The 16053-nt window shown below is 72.7% G+C and carries 19 protein-coding genes, 1 pseudogene and 1 riboswitch; of the genes and pseudogenes, 9 read left to right on the top strand and 11 right to left on the bottom strand.

Annotated elements, in window-relative coordinates; genetic code table 11:
• The 3 genes and pseudogenes from J2N69_RS09595 to J2N69_RS09585 form a co-directional block, all read right to left on the bottom strand.
• Nucleotides 1-1401, bottom strand: coding sequence for a DUF1996 domain-containing protein (locus tag J2N69_RS09595; RefSeq protein WP_230900348.1), 1401 nt, complete (start codon nucleotides 1399-1401; stop codon nucleotides 1-3).
• Nucleotides 1402-1433: 32 nt separating this feature from the next.
• The gene (locus tag J2N69_RS09590; protein ID WP_127909731.1) at nucleotides 1434-2084 is read right to left on the bottom strand and encodes a LuxR C-terminal-related transcriptional regulator; all 651 of its coding nucleotides are present in this window, start codon (nucleotides 2082-2084) and stop codon (nucleotides 1434-1436) included.
• Nucleotides 2069-2491 (bottom strand): annotated as a pseudogene (locus tag J2N69_RS09585) (sensor histidine kinase); the annotation flags it as partial. The gene J2N69_RS09590 and the pseudogene J2N69_RS09585, both read right to left, overlap by 16 nt.
• Between J2N69_RS09585 and J2N69_RS09580 the strand changes: the two are divergent.
• Nucleotides 2456-2662, top strand: coding sequence for a hypothetical protein (locus tag J2N69_RS09580; protein ID WP_408056934.1), 207 nt, complete (start codon nucleotides 2456-2458; stop codon nucleotides 2660-2662). The pseudogene J2N69_RS09585 and the gene J2N69_RS09580 sit on opposite strands and share 36 nt — an antisense overlap.
• A gap of 67 nt (nucleotides 2663-2729) precedes the next feature.
• Here J2N69_RS09580 and J2N69_RS09575 read toward each other — a convergent pair whose 3' ends face one another.
• The 5 genes from J2N69_RS09575 to J2N69_RS09555 form a co-directional block, all read right to left on the bottom strand.
• On the bottom strand, nucleotides 2730-3716 hold the full coding sequence (locus J2N69_RS09575) for an NAD-dependent epimerase/dehydratase family protein (protein WP_230900347.1): 987 nt from the start codon (nucleotides 3714-3716) through the stop codon (nucleotides 2730-2732).
• Nucleotides 3717-3796: 80 nt separating this feature from the next.
• Nucleotides 3797-4375: a winged helix-turn-helix domain-containing protein gene (locus tag J2N69_RS09570; protein ID WP_230900346.1), complete on the bottom strand. Its 579-nt coding sequence runs from the start codon at nucleotides 4373-4375 to the stop codon at nucleotides 3797-3799.
• Nucleotides 4376-4679: 304 nt separating this feature from the next.
• On the bottom strand, nucleotides 4680-5708 hold the full coding sequence (glnII, locus tag J2N69_RS09565) for a glutamine synthetase (RefSeq protein ID WP_230900345.1): 1029 nt from the start codon (nucleotides 5706-5708) through the stop codon (nucleotides 4680-4682).
• 148 nt (nucleotides 5709-5856) lie between these two features.
• On the bottom strand, nucleotides 5857-6327 hold the full coding sequence (locus tag J2N69_RS09560; RefSeq protein WP_230900344.1) for a hypothetical protein: 471 nt from the start codon (nucleotides 6325-6327) through the stop codon (nucleotides 5857-5859).
• 79 nt (nucleotides 6328-6406) lie between these two features.
• Entirely contained in the window at nucleotides 6407-6880 is a 474-nt protein-coding gene (locus J2N69_RS09555; protein ID WP_230900343.1) for a MarR family transcriptional regulator, read from the bottom strand.
• A gap of 57 nt (nucleotides 6881-6937) precedes the next feature.
• On the opposite strand from J2N69_RS09555, the gene J2N69_RS09550 reads away from it, so the two are divergent.
• A complete protein-coding gene (locus J2N69_RS09550) occupies nucleotides 6938-7804 on the top strand; it encodes an alpha/beta fold hydrolase (RefSeq protein WP_230900342.1) in 867 nt (288 codons plus the stop codon).
• 34 nt (nucleotides 7805-7838) lie between these two features.
• Here the strand turns inward: J2N69_RS09550 and J2N69_RS09545 are convergent, their stop codons facing one another.
• Entirely contained in the window at nucleotides 7839-8207 is a 369-nt protein-coding gene (locus J2N69_RS09545; RefSeq protein ID WP_230900341.1) for an arsenate reductase family protein, read from the bottom strand.
• Between the two features lie 167 nt (nucleotides 8208-8374).
• On the opposite strand from J2N69_RS09545, the gene J2N69_RS09540 reads away from it, so the two are divergent.
• Together J2N69_RS09540 and J2N69_RS09535 are read left to right on the top strand one after the other, a co-directional pair.
• Nucleotides 8375-8671 carry a hypothetical protein gene (locus J2N69_RS09540; RefSeq protein WP_392721111.1) on the top strand — a complete coding sequence of 99 codons (297 nt, stop codon included), beginning with the start codon at nucleotides 8375-8377 and terminating at the stop codon, nucleotides 8669-8671.
• Nucleotides 8672-8808: 137 nt separating this feature from the next.
• Entirely contained in the window at nucleotides 8809-9816 is a 1008-nt protein-coding gene (locus tag J2N69_RS09535; protein WP_230900340.1) for an alpha/beta hydrolase family protein, read from the top strand.
• A gap of 3 nt (nucleotides 9817-9819) precedes the next feature.
• Here the strand turns inward: J2N69_RS09535 and J2N69_RS09530 are convergent, their stop codons facing one another.
• On the bottom strand, nucleotides 9820-10953 hold the full coding sequence (locus J2N69_RS09530) for an HAD family hydrolase (RefSeq protein WP_230900339.1): 1134 nt from the start codon (nucleotides 10951-10953) through the stop codon (nucleotides 9820-9822).
• Nucleotides 10954-11194: 241 nt separating this feature from the next.
• On the opposite strand from J2N69_RS09530, the gene J2N69_RS09525 reads away from it, so the two are divergent.
• From J2N69_RS09525 to J2N69_RS09505, 5 genes are all read left to right on the top strand, one after another.
• Entirely contained in the window at nucleotides 11195-12058 is an 864-nt protein-coding gene (locus tag J2N69_RS09525; RefSeq protein ID WP_230900338.1) for a helix-turn-helix domain-containing protein, read from the top strand.
• A gap of 35 nt (nucleotides 12059-12093) precedes the next feature.
• Nucleotides 12094-12534: a VOC family protein gene (locus J2N69_RS09520; protein WP_230904652.1), complete on the top strand. Its 441-nt coding sequence runs from the start codon at nucleotides 12094-12096 to the stop codon at nucleotides 12532-12534.
• Nucleotides 12535-12541: 7 nt separating this feature from the next.
• A riboswitch (cobalamin riboswitch) is annotated at nucleotides 12542-12726 on the top strand.
• Between the two features lie 84 nt (nucleotides 12727-12810).
• Nucleotides 12811-13821 (top strand): ABC transporter substrate-binding protein, encoded by a 1011-nt coding sequence (locus J2N69_RS09515; RefSeq protein ID WP_230900337.1) that lies wholly within the window; start codon nucleotides 12811-12813, stop codon nucleotides 13819-13821.
• A 68-nt stretch (nucleotides 13822-13889) separates the two neighbouring features.
• Entirely contained in the window at nucleotides 13890-14849 is a 960-nt protein-coding gene (locus J2N69_RS09510) for a FecCD family ABC transporter permease (RefSeq protein WP_230904651.1), read from the top strand.
• Nucleotides 14846-15685, top strand: coding sequence for an ABC transporter ATP-binding protein (locus J2N69_RS09505; protein ID WP_230900336.1), 840 nt, complete (start codon nucleotides 14846-14848; stop codon nucleotides 15683-15685). Before J2N69_RS09510 ends, J2N69_RS09505 begins: the two co-directional genes overlap by 4 nt.
• On the opposite strand, the gene J2N69_RS09500 is transcribed toward J2N69_RS09505, so the two are convergent.
• Nucleotides 15686-16051 (bottom strand): hypothetical protein, encoded by a 366-nt coding sequence (locus J2N69_RS09500; RefSeq protein ID WP_230900335.1) that lies wholly within the window; start codon nucleotides 16049-16051, stop codon nucleotides 15686-15688.
• Nucleotides 16052-16053: the final 2 nt, after the last annotated feature.

The following is a 16053-nucleotide window of genomic DNA, read 5'->3' as shown; positions in this document are numbered from 1 at the left end:
TCAGGTGCAGCGCTGCCCGGAGTTGACGCAGCTCGCCACGCGCCGCATCAGCCGCTCGTCGAAGACGTTGATGAAGTCACCGTGGTCGGTGACGGGTTTGTGCAGCTGCTCGGGGAACGAGTCGACGGCGAAGCCGGGCCCCGGCGGCACGTCGTACACCACGCGCTGGACCAGCTGCGGGATCGCCCGGAAGCCGCGCGGGCAGGCGCCGGTCCGCGGGTCGGCGAAGGCGACGTGGGTGCGGTGGTTGGCGCTGTCGGTGTTGCGCCCGTCCCAGCAGCTCTGGAAGGTGAACGTCCGCACCACCTTGCTGCCCTCGGGGCAGATCGGGTACTTGTCCTTGAGCTGGCGGTTCTCGAAGCCCGTGCAGCTCCAAGAGGCGTTGGCGTTGGCGTCGCCGTTGGTGAAGGCCTTGGCGTCGCCGGTGATGATGCGCAGGAAGCGGGGCATCGCGACGACCTTGCCCACCGGGCTGCCGGTGAACTTCAGGGTGGCGGAGGACGGGGTCTGGATCTCGCCGACGTTCTGGTCCTTGCCGCCGCCGTCCGCTTGGGCGTCGTCCTCGTTCGCGCCGTTCTGGAGCCGCAGCACGGGCCAGTAGTATGTCGACTTGTCGCCCTGGTTGCGGCAGCTGGTGCGGCCGTTCGCGAGGTCGTCGTCGCCGGAGAACGCGTCCGTCGCCTGGTTCCCCACGTAGTCGTGCATGTGGTGGGCGCCGTTGCTCACGCCCGGCGCGACGATGACGTTGTCGGGGTTGAACTTGCCGTTCTCGTTGCGCCCGCAGTCGGTGGTGAAGGTGCCGCGCGAGGCGCCGCGGCGGGCAGGCGGGCGCCGGACGTTGGGCCGGACGGACGTGATGTCGACGAAGTCACCGGCCACGGGGCCGTTCCCGCTCTGCCCTTGGCCTTGGCCTTGCCCTTGGTCCTGGTCTTCCCCCTGCCCCTGACCCTTCCCCTGGTCGGAGGCCCGCAGTGTGCACGGGGCCATGCTGTCGAGCCCTTCGGGCCGGGAGCCCGCGCGGTCCATGGCGTCCTCGATCTCGCCGAGCGTGCCGCGCCGCTGTTCCTCCAGCGGCGGCAGCACGGACTTCTGGGCCCCGGTGTCCCCGGCCCTGCTGAACCGGTCGTAGGCCCGCGTGATCTGGCTGTCCAGTTCGGCGAGCCGGTCGTCCACCGCGCCGCGCGCGCCCGGTGGAACCTCCGACAGCTGATTCGCCACGTCCGGGCAGCTGATGGTCGACAACGGCCGCCCGGCGGCCGGGGCGGAGGACCGTTCGGCGCCCTCCTCGGCGTTGGCGTAGACGTTGACGGCGACGAGGCCGCCGCCGCCCATGACGAGAGCCGCGGACGCGGCGGCCAGGCGCCGCGCCAGCTTTGATCGTTTTCGTGAGGTGCGTCCCATGCGGCTACATACGCATCAGGGGCCCGGCGCGTTCAGCGCCCCTGGTCCAGATAGGCCAGGACCGCGAGCACCCGCCGGTTGTCGTCGTCGGAGACCGGCAGGCCGAGCTTGCCGAAGATGTTCGACGTGTGCTTGGCGATCGCCCGCTCCGTGACGACCAGTTGGGAGGCGATGGCCGCGTTCGACCGTCCCTGCGCCATGAGTTCGAGCACCTCGCGCTCGCGCGGCGTGAGCGCGCCGAGCGGCTGCTCGGTGGCGTGCCGGGACAGGAGCTGCTGGATCACCTGCGGGTCCATCGCGGTGCCGCCCGCCGCGACCCTGCGCACCGCGTCGACGAACTGCGCCGCGTCGAAGACCCGGTCCTTCAGGAGATACCCGACGCCGCCCGTGCCGTCGGCCAGCAACTCGCGCGCGTACAACTGCTCCACGTGCTGCGAGAGGACCAGGACGGGCAGCCCGGGCCGGGCCCGCCGGGCGGCCAGCGCGCACTGCAGGCCCTCGTCCGTGTGGGACGGCGGCAGCCGTACGTCGACGACCGCGACGTCCGGCTCCAACTCCGCCAGTGCCTTGGTGAGTTCGGGGCCGCTCTCCACGGCCGCCGCGATCTCGAAGCCGAAGGCCTCCAGCATCCGCACCAGGCCGTCACGCAGCAGGAAGAGGTCTTCGGCTAGGACAACGCGCAAGGGATCTCCATGGTCACCATGGTCGGACCGCCCGCGGGGCTGCTGACGGCCAGTACGCCGTCGAATGTACCGAGCCGGCGTTCGACCCCGCTCAGCCCGGACCCCGCCCCGAGCGCCGCCCCGCCCCTGCCGTTGTCGGTGACCGCGATGCGCAGCATGCCGTCGCCGTGGTGCAGGTCCACCCAGACGCGGTCGGCACCCGAGTGCTTGATCGCGTTGGTCAGCGCCTCGCTCACCGCGAAGTACGCGGCCGACTCGACCGGCGCCTCCGCCCGGCCCGGCAGCTCCACGTCGACCTCGGTGGCGACCGGCAACCGCAGCGCGAGGGCCTTCACCGCGTCGCCCAGGCCGCGCTCGGCGAGCACCGGCGGGTGGATGCCGCGCACCAAGTCGCGCAGCTCGGTGACGCCACGGTGGTCCGCATGGTCCTGCTGCCGTCGGTGATGGCCCTGCTGGGGGAGCGCAACTGGCGTACGCCGCGCGCCCTTTCGTGGCTGCCGAAGGTCGCGCACGGCGAGGAGAGCCCGCCCGCCGCGTCCGCCGGGCGGCACCCGGCCGGGGCGCACGCGCCGCACTGACCCACCGGCGACGGCACCCCGCGGACGTACCCGCCCCCGGCGCACACCGCGCCGGGGGCGGGTCACGTCACAGGCCCAGCACCTTCGCCTCCTTCTCGGGGGCGAGCCCGAGGACCGGCCGGTCGGGGCGCTGCGGCGGCGTCCCGCCGATGGAGCGGAGCCACTCCCACGTGTCGCGGACCGTGTCCATGACGGGCCGCGTCCTGAGCCCCGCGGCGACCGCCTTCCGCGAAGAGGTGCGGTGCATGGTGTCGTGCAGCTCCCCGGGCGCCAGCCACACCGGCAGCTCCATCCACTGCTCGACGCCCGCCTCCAGGATGACGTCGGGCTCGGTCCAGCGCAGCTCCGCGTCACCGCCGACCACCCGCGCGCACGCGTCGAGCAGCTCGCCCATGGTGATGTGCCCCATGGGGCTGACGAGGTTGTACGCGCCGTGCAGCCCGGCGACGGCGGCGTCGAGGACCCACTCCGCGAGGTCCCGCACGTCGACGTACTGGATCTCCAGGTCCCGCGGTCCGGGCGCGAGGACGGGCCCGCCCCGCGCGATCCGGTTCAGCCACCACGGCAGCCGGCCGATGTTCTCGTGGGGGCCGAGGATCAGCCCGGCCCGCGCGAGCACCGTCCGCTCGGGCCCGAAGGCGCCGAGCACGGCCAGCTCGCCGCCCCGCTTGTCCCGCGCGTACTCCGACGCCTCGGCGTCCGGGTCGCCGTCCACCACGGGGAAGCTCTCGTCGGAGCCGGCCGCGCCCGGGTACCGGTAGACGGAACCGCTGGAGATGTACACGTACCGCCCGGCCCGTCCCGCGAGCAGCTTCGCCGCGTCCCGTACGACGTGCGGCGCCGACGACCAGGTGTCGACCACCACGTCCCACTCGCCCTCGGCGAGCCCCGCGAGGCCTCCCTCGGCGGTGCGGTCGCCGTGGACGGCGCGCGCCCCGTCGGGCGCCGCGTGGCGGCCGCGGTGGAAGACGGTCACCTCCCAGTCACGGGCGAGCGCCGCCTCGGTGACGGCACGGCCCACGAACTCGGTACCACCCAGTATCAGAAGTCTCATGGGGAGGACTCTGCCCTGGTCACGGGGTCAGGGGAACGCCTTCCGCTCCCAGCGGAGAGCGCGAGCGGCGGCACCCTCGCTCAACGCGGCGTCGGCGGCGCGTACTTGTACCCCACCCGCCGCACCGTCTGGATCGTCCCGCGGTGCTCGGCGCCGAGCTTGCGCCGCAGCCGCGCGACGTGGACGTCCACGGTGCGCCCGTCGCCCACGTGCCCGTACCCCCACACCGTCGACACCAACTGGTCGCGGGTGTGCACCCGGTGGGGGTGCGCCACGAGGTGCGCGAGGAGTTCGAACTCCAGGTACGTGAGGTCGAGCGGGCGTCCGGCGACCTCGGCGGAGCGCTGGACGGGATCGACGCTGATCGGCCCGTCGGCCGGCGTCCTGGCCACCCGCGGCTCCGGTGGCCCCGGCACCGCCGCGGGCGCCTGCCCGGCCGGTACGAGGACGAGGTAGCCGACCATCGGCGGCTGACCCGGCAGGGTCGGCAGGGTGTGCTGCGGTGCGGGCAGCCACGTGGCGCCCGGCGGCAGGAAGTCGGCGATCGGCACGGCGGGACGGGGCTCGTCGGGGTCGACGGCCCGCAGACGTCCCCGGGCGGCGGGAACGGAACCGGCGGTGGCGGTCGCGGCGGCGGTGAAGGTACGGGAGTTCGCCATGTGAGGTCAGCTCTTTCGCGCGAAGAAGGAGTCGAGTCGTCGAGAAACAGACGTACGTCGTGCTCGCGCGGGGCGAAGGCCGTGGGAACGGCTTTAGAGGGCCCGCGCGTTCGTCGCGCGGCAACACATCCGGTCGAAGTCGTGATGCTGCCGGGAGGGCCAGAAGGGCTCGAGGTCATGACGACCCGTCGCGGAGTTCTGGTTGCTGCTGCCCATGCCCCCCATTGAAGCAGATGGAGCGATGACGGCGGGGGCGCCCACCGCGATCGGTGGACGCCCCCCGTCGGTGACGGTCACGGCGGGATCAGACCTGACCGGCCTTCTCCAGGGCGGTGCAGCAGGTGTCGACGAGCAGACGCGTCACGACGTACGGGTCGACGTTCGCGTTCGGGCGGCGGTCCTCGATGTAGCCCTTGCGGTCCACCTCGACCTGCCACGGGATGCGGACCGAGGCGCCGCGGTCGGAGACGCCGTAGCTGTACTCGTTCCAGGGGGCGGTCTCGTGCAGGCCGGTGAGGCGGTCGTCGATGCCGGCGCCGTAGTTCTTGACGTGGTCCATCGGCTTGGAGCCCTCGCCGAGGGACTCGCAGGCGGTGATGATGGCGTCGTAGCCCTCGCGCATGGCCTTGGTGGAGAAGTTGGTGTGCGCGCCCGCGCCGTTCCAGTCGCCCTTGACCGGCTTCGGGTCGAGGGTCGCGGAGACCTTGAAGTCCTCGGCGGTGCGGTAGAGCAGCCAGCGGGCGATCCACAGCTGGTCGGAGACCTCCAGCGGAGCGAGCGGGCCGACCTGGAACTCCCACTGGCCGGGCATGACCTCGGCGTTGATGCCGGAGATGCCGAGACCCGCCTTGAGGCAGTTCTCCAGGTGCGCCTCGACGACGTCGCGGCCGAAGATCTCGTCCGAACCGACACCGCAGTAGTAGCCGCCCTGCGCGGCGGGGAAGCCGCCGACGGGGAAGCCGAGCGGGCGGTCGCCCTCGAAGAAGGTGTACTCCTGCTCGATGCCGAAGATCGGCTCCTGCGCGGCGAAGCGGCCCGCGACCTCGGCCAGCTCGGCGCGGGTGTTGGACTCGTGCGGCGTCATGTCCGTGTTGAGGACCTCACACAGGACGAGTACGTCGTCGCCGCCGCGGATCGGGTCCGGGCAGGTGAAGACCGGCTTGAGCACCCGGTCCGAGGCGTGGCCCTTGGCCTGGTTCGTGCTGGAGCCGTCGAAGCCCCACAGCGGCAGCTCGGCGCCCTTCGCGTCGTCCCCGAGGATCTTCGTCTTCGAACGGAGCTTCGCCGTCGGCTCGGTGCCGTCGATCCAGATGTACTCAGCCTTGAAGGTCACGGGGGCCTCATCCTTGAAACGTTCGGTACGGCGCAGAACGTGCGGGTGCTGCGGTGCCGTGGTGATGAGCGGCAGCCTGGCAATCCGCGATTTCCCGGCCGTTGCCCTCATGTGAACCCCGTGTTACCTGCGCCGGGTGTGGCTCACGTCACTTGATGACCGCGTTCGCGACGGCGATGGCGACGCCGATCGCCGCGTCCGCGACGCCGAGCAGGACCGCCGAGCGCCGCCGGCAGCCCGCCCGCAGCGCGGCGAGGGTGCCCCAACCGAAGAGGAGCGCGGCGTTCAGCAGCAGTCCGGTGGACGTGACGGCCGGCTCGGGCCAGTGGAAGGCACCGGCGAGGAGCAGCAGGGCCACGGTCGGCCAGCAGGCGACGATGACCGGCCACTCGTCGAGGAGCGCCCGGGCCAGCTGCCGCCAGCGGCGGAGGGCGGAGCCAGGCCGGTGCGTGGACATGTGGTGGGCGTAGCCGTGCGCGAGCGCGGCCGTGCCCGCGGTCACCATGACCCAGGCCGCGTCGTAGCAGGGCGTGTAGGCGGCGCCCTCCGAGTGCAGCGCCGCCAGCAGCGCGCTCGCGAGGACCGTTCCGTATACACCCCCGAACATCCAGCTCCGCACGGCGCGCTCCTTTCTCCGCGTTCTCGCTCTGCGTCTTCCGGAGCTGTCAACGCTATGCGGGTCTATGTAACGGTTTGCCTTATATGCCCCATCGGTCCCCGGACATTGGTTCCCGGGCATGGCCGAGGACCCCGCCCAGGAAGCCCTTGACCGCCGCGAGCTGCTGCTCGTCGTACCCCTGGAGCAGGTCCACCGTCCGCCCGATGAGGGGGTGGAAGAAGGACTGCCCGAGCGCCACCGCCCGCTCCTCGATCTCGATCAGCACCCGGCGCCGGTCGCGCGCGTCCCGTACGCGGCGGACGTGGCCGAGCCGCTCCAGGCGGTCGATGAGGCCGGTCGTGCCCGCCGAGTGAAGACCCAGCTCCGCGCCGAGGCGTCCCGCCGTCACGGCCGCGCCCTCCCGCCGCGCGTCCATCAGGCGGATCAGGGCGCGTACGTCGGTGGGGTGCATGCCGTTGCGCACGGCGAAGTCGGCGGTGCGCAGGCTCAGTTCGACGGTGACGGCGCGCAGGAGGTGGACGATCTCCAGCTCCGCGTCCGGGCTGTCCGGCATGGTCTCCCTCGCATATTCTCTCGCTCGGCGAGATAATACGAGGAGGCCGACCCACCCATGACTGATCCGGCTGACCCCGAGGCGTTCCAGGCGGCCTACGACACCGTCCTCGCCAAGTGGCCCGAGGGCACCACCACGCGGACCGTGCCCACCCCCTACGGGCACACGCACGTCACCGTCCACGGCCCCGCCGACGGCGCCCCGCTCGTGCTGCTGCCCGGCGGCGCCGCGACCGGCCTGAGCTGGTTCGCCAACGCCGCCGAACTCGCCCGCACGCGCCGGGTGTTCGCCGTCGACCTGGTCGGCGACCCCGGGCGCAGCGTCCCGGTGGCCGAGCGGCCGGTCCGTACCGTGACCGACCTGACGGCCTGGCTGGACACCCTGCTCGACGGGCTCGACATCCCGGCGGCCGACCTGGGCGGCCACTCGTACGGGGCCTGGATCGCCCTCCACCACGCCCTGCGCGCGCCCGGCCGCGTGCGGCGCCTGGTGCTCGTCGACCCCACGCGGTGCTTCGCCGGGTTCCGCCCCGGCTACCTGCTGCGCGCCCTGCCCACGCTGCTGCGCCCCTCGGCGCGGGCGACGCGCGCCTTCCTCGACTGGGAGACCGGCGGCGCCCCGCTCGACGCCGACTGGCTGGCGCTCCAGGAGCGCGCCGCCGCCTTCCCCGCCGCCAGGCCGGTCATGGGCCCGCGCCCGGCCCCGGCCGCCCTGCGCACCCTGCGCCCGCCCACGCTGGTCCTCCTGGGGGACCGCAGCCGTGCCCACGACGTCCGCAAGGTCGCCTCCCGTGCCGCCGCCCTGCTCCCGGACGCGACGGTGGCGACCCTGCCCGGCGTCTCGCACCACGCGCTCCCGCACGCGCGCCCGGCCGAACTCGACCGTGCTGTGGCCGAGTTCCTCTCCCGTACGGCGGCGGCGTGACGGCAGCCGACGGGAGGGCGCGTCCCCGGGGGCGTCAGCGGGAGAGCGCGTCCCGCACCGCCTCCTCGGTGCGGGCCACCACCGCCGTGCCGTCGTCCGCCGTGATGATGGGGCGCTGGATCAGCTTCGGGTGCTCGGCGAGGGCCTTGATCCAGCGCGCGCGGCCCGAGGCGTCGCGCGGCCAGGCCTCGCGGTCCTTGAGGTTCAGCTCCTTGGCGGCCTGCTCCTGGGTCCGCGTGATGTCCCACGGTTCGAAGCCGAGGCGATCGAGGACGGCGCTGATCTCGTCCTCGGTGGGCACGTCGTCGAGGTAGCGCCGCACGGTGTAGTCGGCGCCCTCCGCGTCGAGCAGCGTCAGGGCGCTCCGGCACTTCGAGCAGGCGGGGTTGATCCAGATCTCCATGCCCACACGCTACCTCCGGAACACCCGCCCCAGGCCGCCCGGCACGCCCTTATTCGAACACCCCAAAGGCCGTCTGGCCAGCGGCGATTGTCAGTGCCCCGCAGTAGAATCACAGTAGTGTTCGAGGGCGCCCGACGGGGGGTCCCGACCGCGACAGGAGGATGCCCGTGCCCGCTGCCGCACTGACGACCAAGCGTGTTTCCCGACCCGTACTGCTCGACCTGCCGTACGCACCACTGGAGAAGAAGGCGCTCCCCGCCGGACGCCCCCGCGAGTGGTACGTCAACCACAACCGCCGCCTGAAGGCCATGCGCCTGGCGATCGCCCTGCTCGACTCGGGCGTCCATCTGCCGAACCAGGCGAAGAACACCACGATAAGGAGCATGGCCGAGGAGGTCGGCATCCATCCGCCCTCCGACATCACCTGCCACATGGTGCGCGCGCTGATGCGCTACAGCCGCTGACCGGTCACATCTAGGCCGCCGGCCGGATGTACTCTGACCGGTGAGCAAGTCCTGGGCCCGTGGCGGGAGTTGACCGCCACGGGCCCGTTCGGCGTGGCCCCGTGCGCTCATGTGTGCGATGGGACATGCTGGGCCCCATGACCCAGCCGGAACCCGTCGGTGAACTGCCGCTCCTGACGACCGCCGAACTCCCGGACGGCGTCCGTGTTCCGGTGCGCGCCCTGCGCGCGCCCGCCCCGGAACGCTTCCTGCCGTCCGGCTCGGGCCCGGCGCCCGGGCCGCCCCCGGCCCCCGCGGTGCTCATCCTCCCGGCGATGGGCACCCCCGCCCGCTTCTACCGCGGCTTCGCCCGCCACCTGCACGGCGAGGGCCTCACCGTGCTCACCGCCGACCTGCGCGGCCAGGGCGAGGCGGCGACACCGCGCGCCACCGGCCGCGGCGCACGCGACCACGGCTACCGCGTGCGCGATCCCGGCTACCGCACGCACGACCACGGGTACCGCACGCTCGTCGAGGAGGACCTGCCCGCCATCCTCAGGGCCGTCCGCGCCGAGCTGGGCCCCGAGCCGCCCCTGTACCTCCTCGGCCACAGCCTGGGCGGCCAACTCTCCCTGCTGTACGCAGCGTTGGGCGCCGGTCCGGCCGTCGACGGCGTCGCGCTCGTCGCCTCCGGCTCCGTCTGGTTCCGCGCGTACGGCCCGCTGCGCGCCCCCGGTCTCCTCCTCGGCGAGGTGCTGATCGCCGCGACGGCGACCGCGCTCGGCCGCTGGCCCGGCGCCCGCCTCGGCTTCGGCGGCAACCAGCCCAAGGGCGTCATGCGGGACTGGGCCCACCAGGGGCTCACCGGCCGCTACGCCGCCAAGGGCTCCGCGCGCGACTACGAAGCGGCCCTGGCCGCCCTGGAGCTGCCCGTCCTCGCGGTCTCCGTCGAGCACGACACCCTCGCCCCCGCCTCCGCCCTCGACCACCTGCTCGGCAAGGTCCCCCGGGCCCGGCTCACCAGGCGCCACTACACGGCGCGTGAGGCGGGCGCCCGCCTCGACCACTTCGCCTGGACCAGGGCGGGCGGGCCGCTCGCCAAGCAGGTGGCGGCGTGGGCGACGGCCGAGGAGCGCCCGGGGCGGGGCCGGGCGGCCCGCGGCTAGCGGTTAGCGGATCTGCTCGGGGGTGACCGTCAGCCACCGCTTGTCGGCGGTCACCTGCTGGCCCAGCTCGCGCTGCCGCTCGGCGTTCTTCCGCTTCATCCCGTCGAGCTGCTTCATGTACGCGTCCTTGCGGTTGACCCAGACCCGTACCCCGCCGTGCTCCACGTCCGCCGAGTGGAACAGCATCGGACCGTCGCTGACCGGGGTGTCACCGGCGACGAGGATCGGCTTCTTCCACTCGTCGATGTACGTGTTGATCGCCGCGGGCTTGCCCTCGTACCAGGTCAGCGGTGCCCACAGGTGCGGCGTCAGCTCGCGTCCGGCGAGCTTCGCGCGGTCCTTCTCGCCGAAGCGGCCCTCGGCGATCTCCTTGCGGGAGCTGGTGACCTCGCCGGTCTCGCGGTCCTTCAGCTGCATCGACACCCCGATGACGTTCCGCGGCCGCACGCCGTAGCCGTACTTCGGGTCGGCGAGGACCATGCGCACCAGGTCCTCGCCGGCCGCGCTGACCACGTACACCTCGATGCCGTGCGCCCGCAGCGTCTTGTAGAGCTGCCGCATGCCGTTCGACAGCTCGGGCGGCTTCACCTCGGTCCTGGTGACCTTCCCGTCCTCGTAGTACTCAGCGGGGATCGGCTTCTTGTACGCCAGCAGCTCGTCGACGTACCCCTTCAGCTCCTTCAGCGTGAACCCGGAGAAGATCTGCGCGGCCCACGGATAGCAGACCTGGTCGTCCACCTCGCACAGCCGGTTGTAGTAGCTGTAGAGGCTCTCCTTGTGCGTGGCCGTGTCCTTGAACGGGACGACCTTCAGGGAGGGGTCCATGGTCGTGCGGGTCAGCACGCCCTTCATCTCCAGGAAGGGCAGCAGCGACTCCTCCAGGTCGTTGCGGTACGAGGTGTTGTCCGCGTCGAAGACGGCGTACGCGCCCTTGTGGTCGTTGGCGGCGATGACCTTGCCGAGCTTCCTCGCGACCGGCTTCGGCCAGTGCGACAGCTCGCGGGCGGTGGCGGCCGAGCCGTCCGCCGCCGTCGCCTCGCCCGCGGGCCACAGCGCGCCGCCCGCGAGGACGGCGGCGACGAGCGCCCCCGCGCCACCGACGATGAAGGCCCGCCTGTTCTTGGCTCGTACTGCCATGTTTCCCGTGTCCCGCCGTTCCTGAGTGCGATGTGCGGCCCCGTCCGGAGCGGCGCGCCATGCTATGGGCGATGCCACGCGATTCCCATGATCGAAGTCACCGGGCGGGGAGGGCATGGGGCGGGTGGTGAGGGGTAGCGGAGAGGGCCCCGCGTCGCCGGGGGCGTACCGGGCGGTCGCGAGGTGGGCGGGCCGCGCATCGGGCGATCGCGAGGTGGGCGGGCCGCGCATACTGGGACGCATGGGCACCCGTGAGTTCGTGCGGGCCGTTCCCCGGCTCGACGGCATGGTCGTCTCCGCGGTCGGCTACCGCACCGCGGGGCAGCAGCCCGCCCTGCACCGCGGCCTCCCCTCGCCGTACCTGACGGTGATCTTCTCGCTGGACGGGGCCATCGCCACCGGCGGCACGCCCGCCCAGGCGACCGGCGCCGACGCGGTCCGCACCGACATCGTCGTGGGCGGCCTGCACCAGAGCCCCGCCTACGTCCGCCAGCCCGAGCACGAGGCAGGCATCCAGCTCGCCGTGCACCCGCTGGCCGCCCGCACGCTCCTCGGCCTGCCCGCCGCCGAACTGGCCGGACAGCTCGTCACCGCGGGCACCGACGTCTTCGGCGCCCGCGCCGCAGAGGTCCGGGAGCGGCTCTGTGCCCTGGACACCTGGGAGGACCGCTTCGCCGCCCTCGCCGCCTACCTGCGGCAGCGCGCGGACCGGCCCGCCGGAGCCGTGCGCCCCGAGGTCGCCGAGGCCTGGGCCTGGTTCGCCCGGCACCGCGGCGCTGGCACCCTCGGCGGCCTGTCCCGGCACGTCGCCCTCAGCGAGCGCCGCCTGACCGCCCTCTTCCGCGCCGAGACCGGGCTGAGCCCCAAGCAGGCCGCGCGCCTGATGCGCTTCCAGCACGCCAAGAGCGCCGTGACCCGCGCCGTCGCGGCGGGCGGCCCGCCCGACCTCGCCCGGGTCGCCGCCGACACGGGCTACTACGACCACTCCCACCTCGTACGGGACTTCCGGCAGTACACGGGGGTGAGCCCCACCGGCTGGCTGGCCGAGGAGTGCCGGAATATCCAAGCCGGGGCGCACGGCGACGGCGAAGAGTGGAAGCCATGAACACCACACCTGACACCACCGACACCACTGACGGCATGTCCGAGGCCCCGCGGCACGAGCCGCTCACCGCCCCCGCCCCCACGATCTGGCCGGCCCTCCAGGCACAGGACGCCCCCGCCCTCATCGACTTCCTCGTCGACACCGTCGGCTTCCTGCGTACGGCCGTCTACGAGGACGGCGGCCGGATCGCCCACGCCCAGCTCGACTGGCCCGAGGGAGGCGGCGTCATGCTCGGCTCGTACGACCCGCAGAGCGCCACCGCCGCCTGCGGGAAGCCCGGCACCGCCGGCGCCTACGTCGTCACCGACCGGGTGGACGACCTGTACGAGCGCCTCCGCGCGGCCGGCGTGAAGATCACCACGGAGATCGAGGACAAGCCGTACGGCAGTCGCGAGTTCGGCATCCAGGACCCGGAGGGAAACCGCTGGTCCTTCGGCACCTACCGGGGGGAGCCCAGGCCGGGGCAGGGCCGGTGAGGGCGCGTGATAACTTGCGCAAGCCAGTCAAACCCACACCTGGGCCAGGGAATCCGGTGCGAATCCGGAACTGACGCGCAGCGGTGAGGGGGACGGGCGGGGCCACGGCCACTGGGCGTCTTCGGACGTCTGGGAAGGCGCCCCGCCCGGCCGATCCCGAGTCCGAAGACCTGCTGGCGCCTCCGCTCGCACACCGGGCGGCGGAGGTCGTGACGCAGACCAGGCTCCGCGTATGAGCCGTGAGACTCAAGGGATCGCGTGTCCTCGACAGCCCGTATGTCCGCCGCCCTCTGTACCGCACTGCTCGCGCTCACCGCGTGCGGGGGCGGCGCCGCGCAGAAGTCCGAGGGCAGGAGCGCCGACGGCTACCCCGTCACGGTCGCCTCCTGCGGCAAGGAGGCCACGGTCCAGGCCCCGCCGCAGCGCGCCGTCTCCCTCGACCAGGGCTCCACGGAGATCCTGCTCTCCCTCGGCCTCGCCGACCGCATGGCGGGCACCGGCACCTGGACCGACCCGGTCCTGAAGAACCTGGAGAAGGAGAACGCCAAGGTCGAGCGGCTCGCCGACCGCTACCCCTCCCTGGAGAAGGTCCTCTCCAAGGAACCGGACTTCGTCAGCGCCTCCTTCCTCTACACCGTCGGCAAGGGCGGCGTCGCCGACCGCACGAAGTTCACCGAACTCGGCGTGCCCGTCTACGTCTCGCCCACCGACTGCGCGGGCAAGGACAACGACGGCGGCGGCGACGGCAAGCGCGTCAAGACCCTCACCATGGACACCGTCTACGGCGAAGTACGCGACCTCGCCAAGGTGTTCGGCGTCGAGAAGCGCGGCGAGAAGCTGATCGCGGACCTGAAGAGCCGCGTCACGAAGGCCACGAAGGACATCGAGGCCTCCGACGCGACGCTCCTGTACTGGTTCGCCAACTCCGACGCCCCGTACATGGCGGGCTGCTGCGGCGCCCCCGGCATCATCACCCGCGCGCTCGGCGCGCAGAACGTCTTCGACGACACCCGCGAGGAGTGGCCCCAGATCAACTGGGAGACCGTCGCCGACCGCGACCCCGACGTCCTCGTCATCGGCGACCTCACCCGCAAGTCGCAGTCCGCGGAGAGCGCGGCGGCGAAGATCAAGTTCCTGGAGTCCAACCCGGCGACCAAGAACCTCACCGCCGTGAAGAAGAAGCGCTACATCCTCCTCAGCGGTCAGGCCATGAACCCCACGATCCGCACGGTCGACGGCATCGAGCAAGTGGCCGCCGGGCTGCGGAAGTTCGGACTGGCGAAGTGAGCCCGGCCGCCCCCGCCGCCCGGCAGGGGCTGCTGTGGCTGGCCGGCGGCGCCGCGCTCGTCCTCTCGATGGCGGTCGCCGTCACCATCGGCCCCGCCGACATCTCCGTCCCCGACGTGTTCTCGGCCCTCGCCGCGCACCTCGGCTGGGGCGAGGCAGGGCTGACCCCCCTCCGGGACGGCATCGTCTGGAACCTGCGGCTGCCCCGCACCCTGCTCGCCGCCGTCTGCGGCGCGGGCCTCGCGGTCTGCGGCGCCGTCATGCAGTCCCTGCTCCGCAACCCCCTCGCCGACCCCTTCGTCCTCGGGGTCTCCTCCGGGGCGTCGACCGGGGCGGTCGCGGTCGTCGTCCTCGGCGTCGGCGGGGGAGCGCTGTCGATCTCGGCGGGCGCCTTCGTGGGCGCGCTCTGCTCCTTCGCGCTCGTCCTCCTGCTGAGCCACACGCTCGGCGGCACGACGGACCGCGTCGTCCTGTCGGGCGTCGCGGCGATGCAGCTCTTCTCCGCCCTGACGTCATTCGTCATCCTCACCGCGGGCGACGCGGAGACCACCCGCGGCGTGCTGTTCTGGCTGCTCGGCTCGCTCAGCGGGGCGGGGTGGACGGACGTAGGGCTGTGCGCGGCCGTCCTCGCCGCGGTCCTGCTCGTCTGCCTCGGTCACGCCCGTACACTCGACGCCTTCGCGTTCGGCCAGGAGGCGGCGGCGACACTCGGCGTACGGGTGGCCCGCACCCGCCTCGTCCTGCTCTGCGCGACGGCGCTGCTGACCGCCGTCCTGGTCAGCTCGGCGGGCGCCATCGGCTTCGTCGGCCTGGTCCTGCCGCACGCGGCCCGCGCCTTCACCGGCTCGGGTCACGCCCGGCTGCTCCCGGTCACGGCGCTGACCGGTGCGGTCTTCCTGGTCTGGGTGGACACCCTGGCCCGCACGGCCCTGGACCCGCAGGAGGTCCCGGTGGGCGTCGTGACGTCGCTCATCGGCGTACCGGCGTTCGTGGTGGTGCTGTACCGGACACGGGGGGCGACGACATGACGTACGGAACCACGGCTGCGGCCGAGGCGGGACTGCGCGCCGACCGGGTCACCCGGGCGGCCGGCGGCCGGCTCATCGTCGACGGGGTCAGCCTCGCCCCGCCACCCGGTGCCACCGTGGGCCTCCTCGGCCCCAACGGCTCCGGCAAGTCCACACTCCTGCGCATCCTGGCGGGCGTCCTGGCCCCCGCCTCGGGGGTGGTCACCCTGGACGGCAACCCGCTCGCCGCCACACCGCGCCGCGCGGTGGCACGCCGTATCGCGGTGGTAGAACAACACGCCACCACCCAGACCGAGTTGACCGTACGAGACGTCGTACGGCTCGGCCGCATCCCGCACCGCCGCGCCTGGTCGGCCCCCACGCCCCACGACGAGCAGGCGGTACGCGAGGCCTTGGCCCGCACCGGCCTCACCGAACGCGCCGCCCAGTCCTGGCACACCCTCTCCGGCGGCGAACGCCAACGCGTCCAGATAGCCCGCGCCCTGGCCCAGGAACCCCGCGAACTCCTCCTGGACGAACCCACCAACCACCTCGACATCCAGCACCAGCTGGATCTGCTCTCCCTGGTCGCCGACCTCCCCGTCACCAGCGTGATCGCCCTGCACGACCTCAACCTGGCGGCGATGTTCTGCGACCACGTACTGATCCTCAAGGAGGGCACGGCGTACGCGGCGGGCACACCGGCGGAGGTGATCACGGAGAAGCTGATCGCCGAGGTCTACGGCGTCCGCGCGGTGGTGACCCCGGGCGACCCCACCCCGACCGGCGGCCCGCCGGTCCCGTCGGTCCGCTTTCTGCGGGGCCCGGTGGCCATCCATCCGGGACGGCGCCGGTAGTCAGCCCAGCGACTTCTCGATGGCCTCGAAAATGTCCGCGTCAGTCTCCTGCTGCCAGGTCGGAAGGTCAGGCCAGTCGGCCACATACCCCGGCTTCGGCTCATCGAAATGCCTGAACATCTGGGCTGTCCAGCATGTGGCGACGAAGCGGCTCTTCTGCTCCCGCGACAGCCGGGCCGTGGTGCCTCCGCTGATCTCCACGAAGTGGCGGACCTGCTCGTACACGGAGCCCGCCGCCTCACGCTCCCACTGTGGGGTGTCGTCCCAGGGCGTGACGTAGCCGGCCTTCGGCTCTCCCGGAAAGTGCTGGCGAACTCCCGTGATCCAGGCTTCCCGGAACAGTCGTGCACCCTCGGTCTGCGACATGC

The organism is Streptomyces huasconensis (genome assembly GCF_021028635.1).
Taxonomy (GTDB): Bacteria; Actinomycetota; Actinomycetes; order Streptomycetales; family Streptomycetaceae; genus Streptomyces; species Streptomyces huasconensis.
Note: the sequence above shows the minus strand (reverse complement) of the source record. Positions and strands in the feature narration are given on the sequence as shown.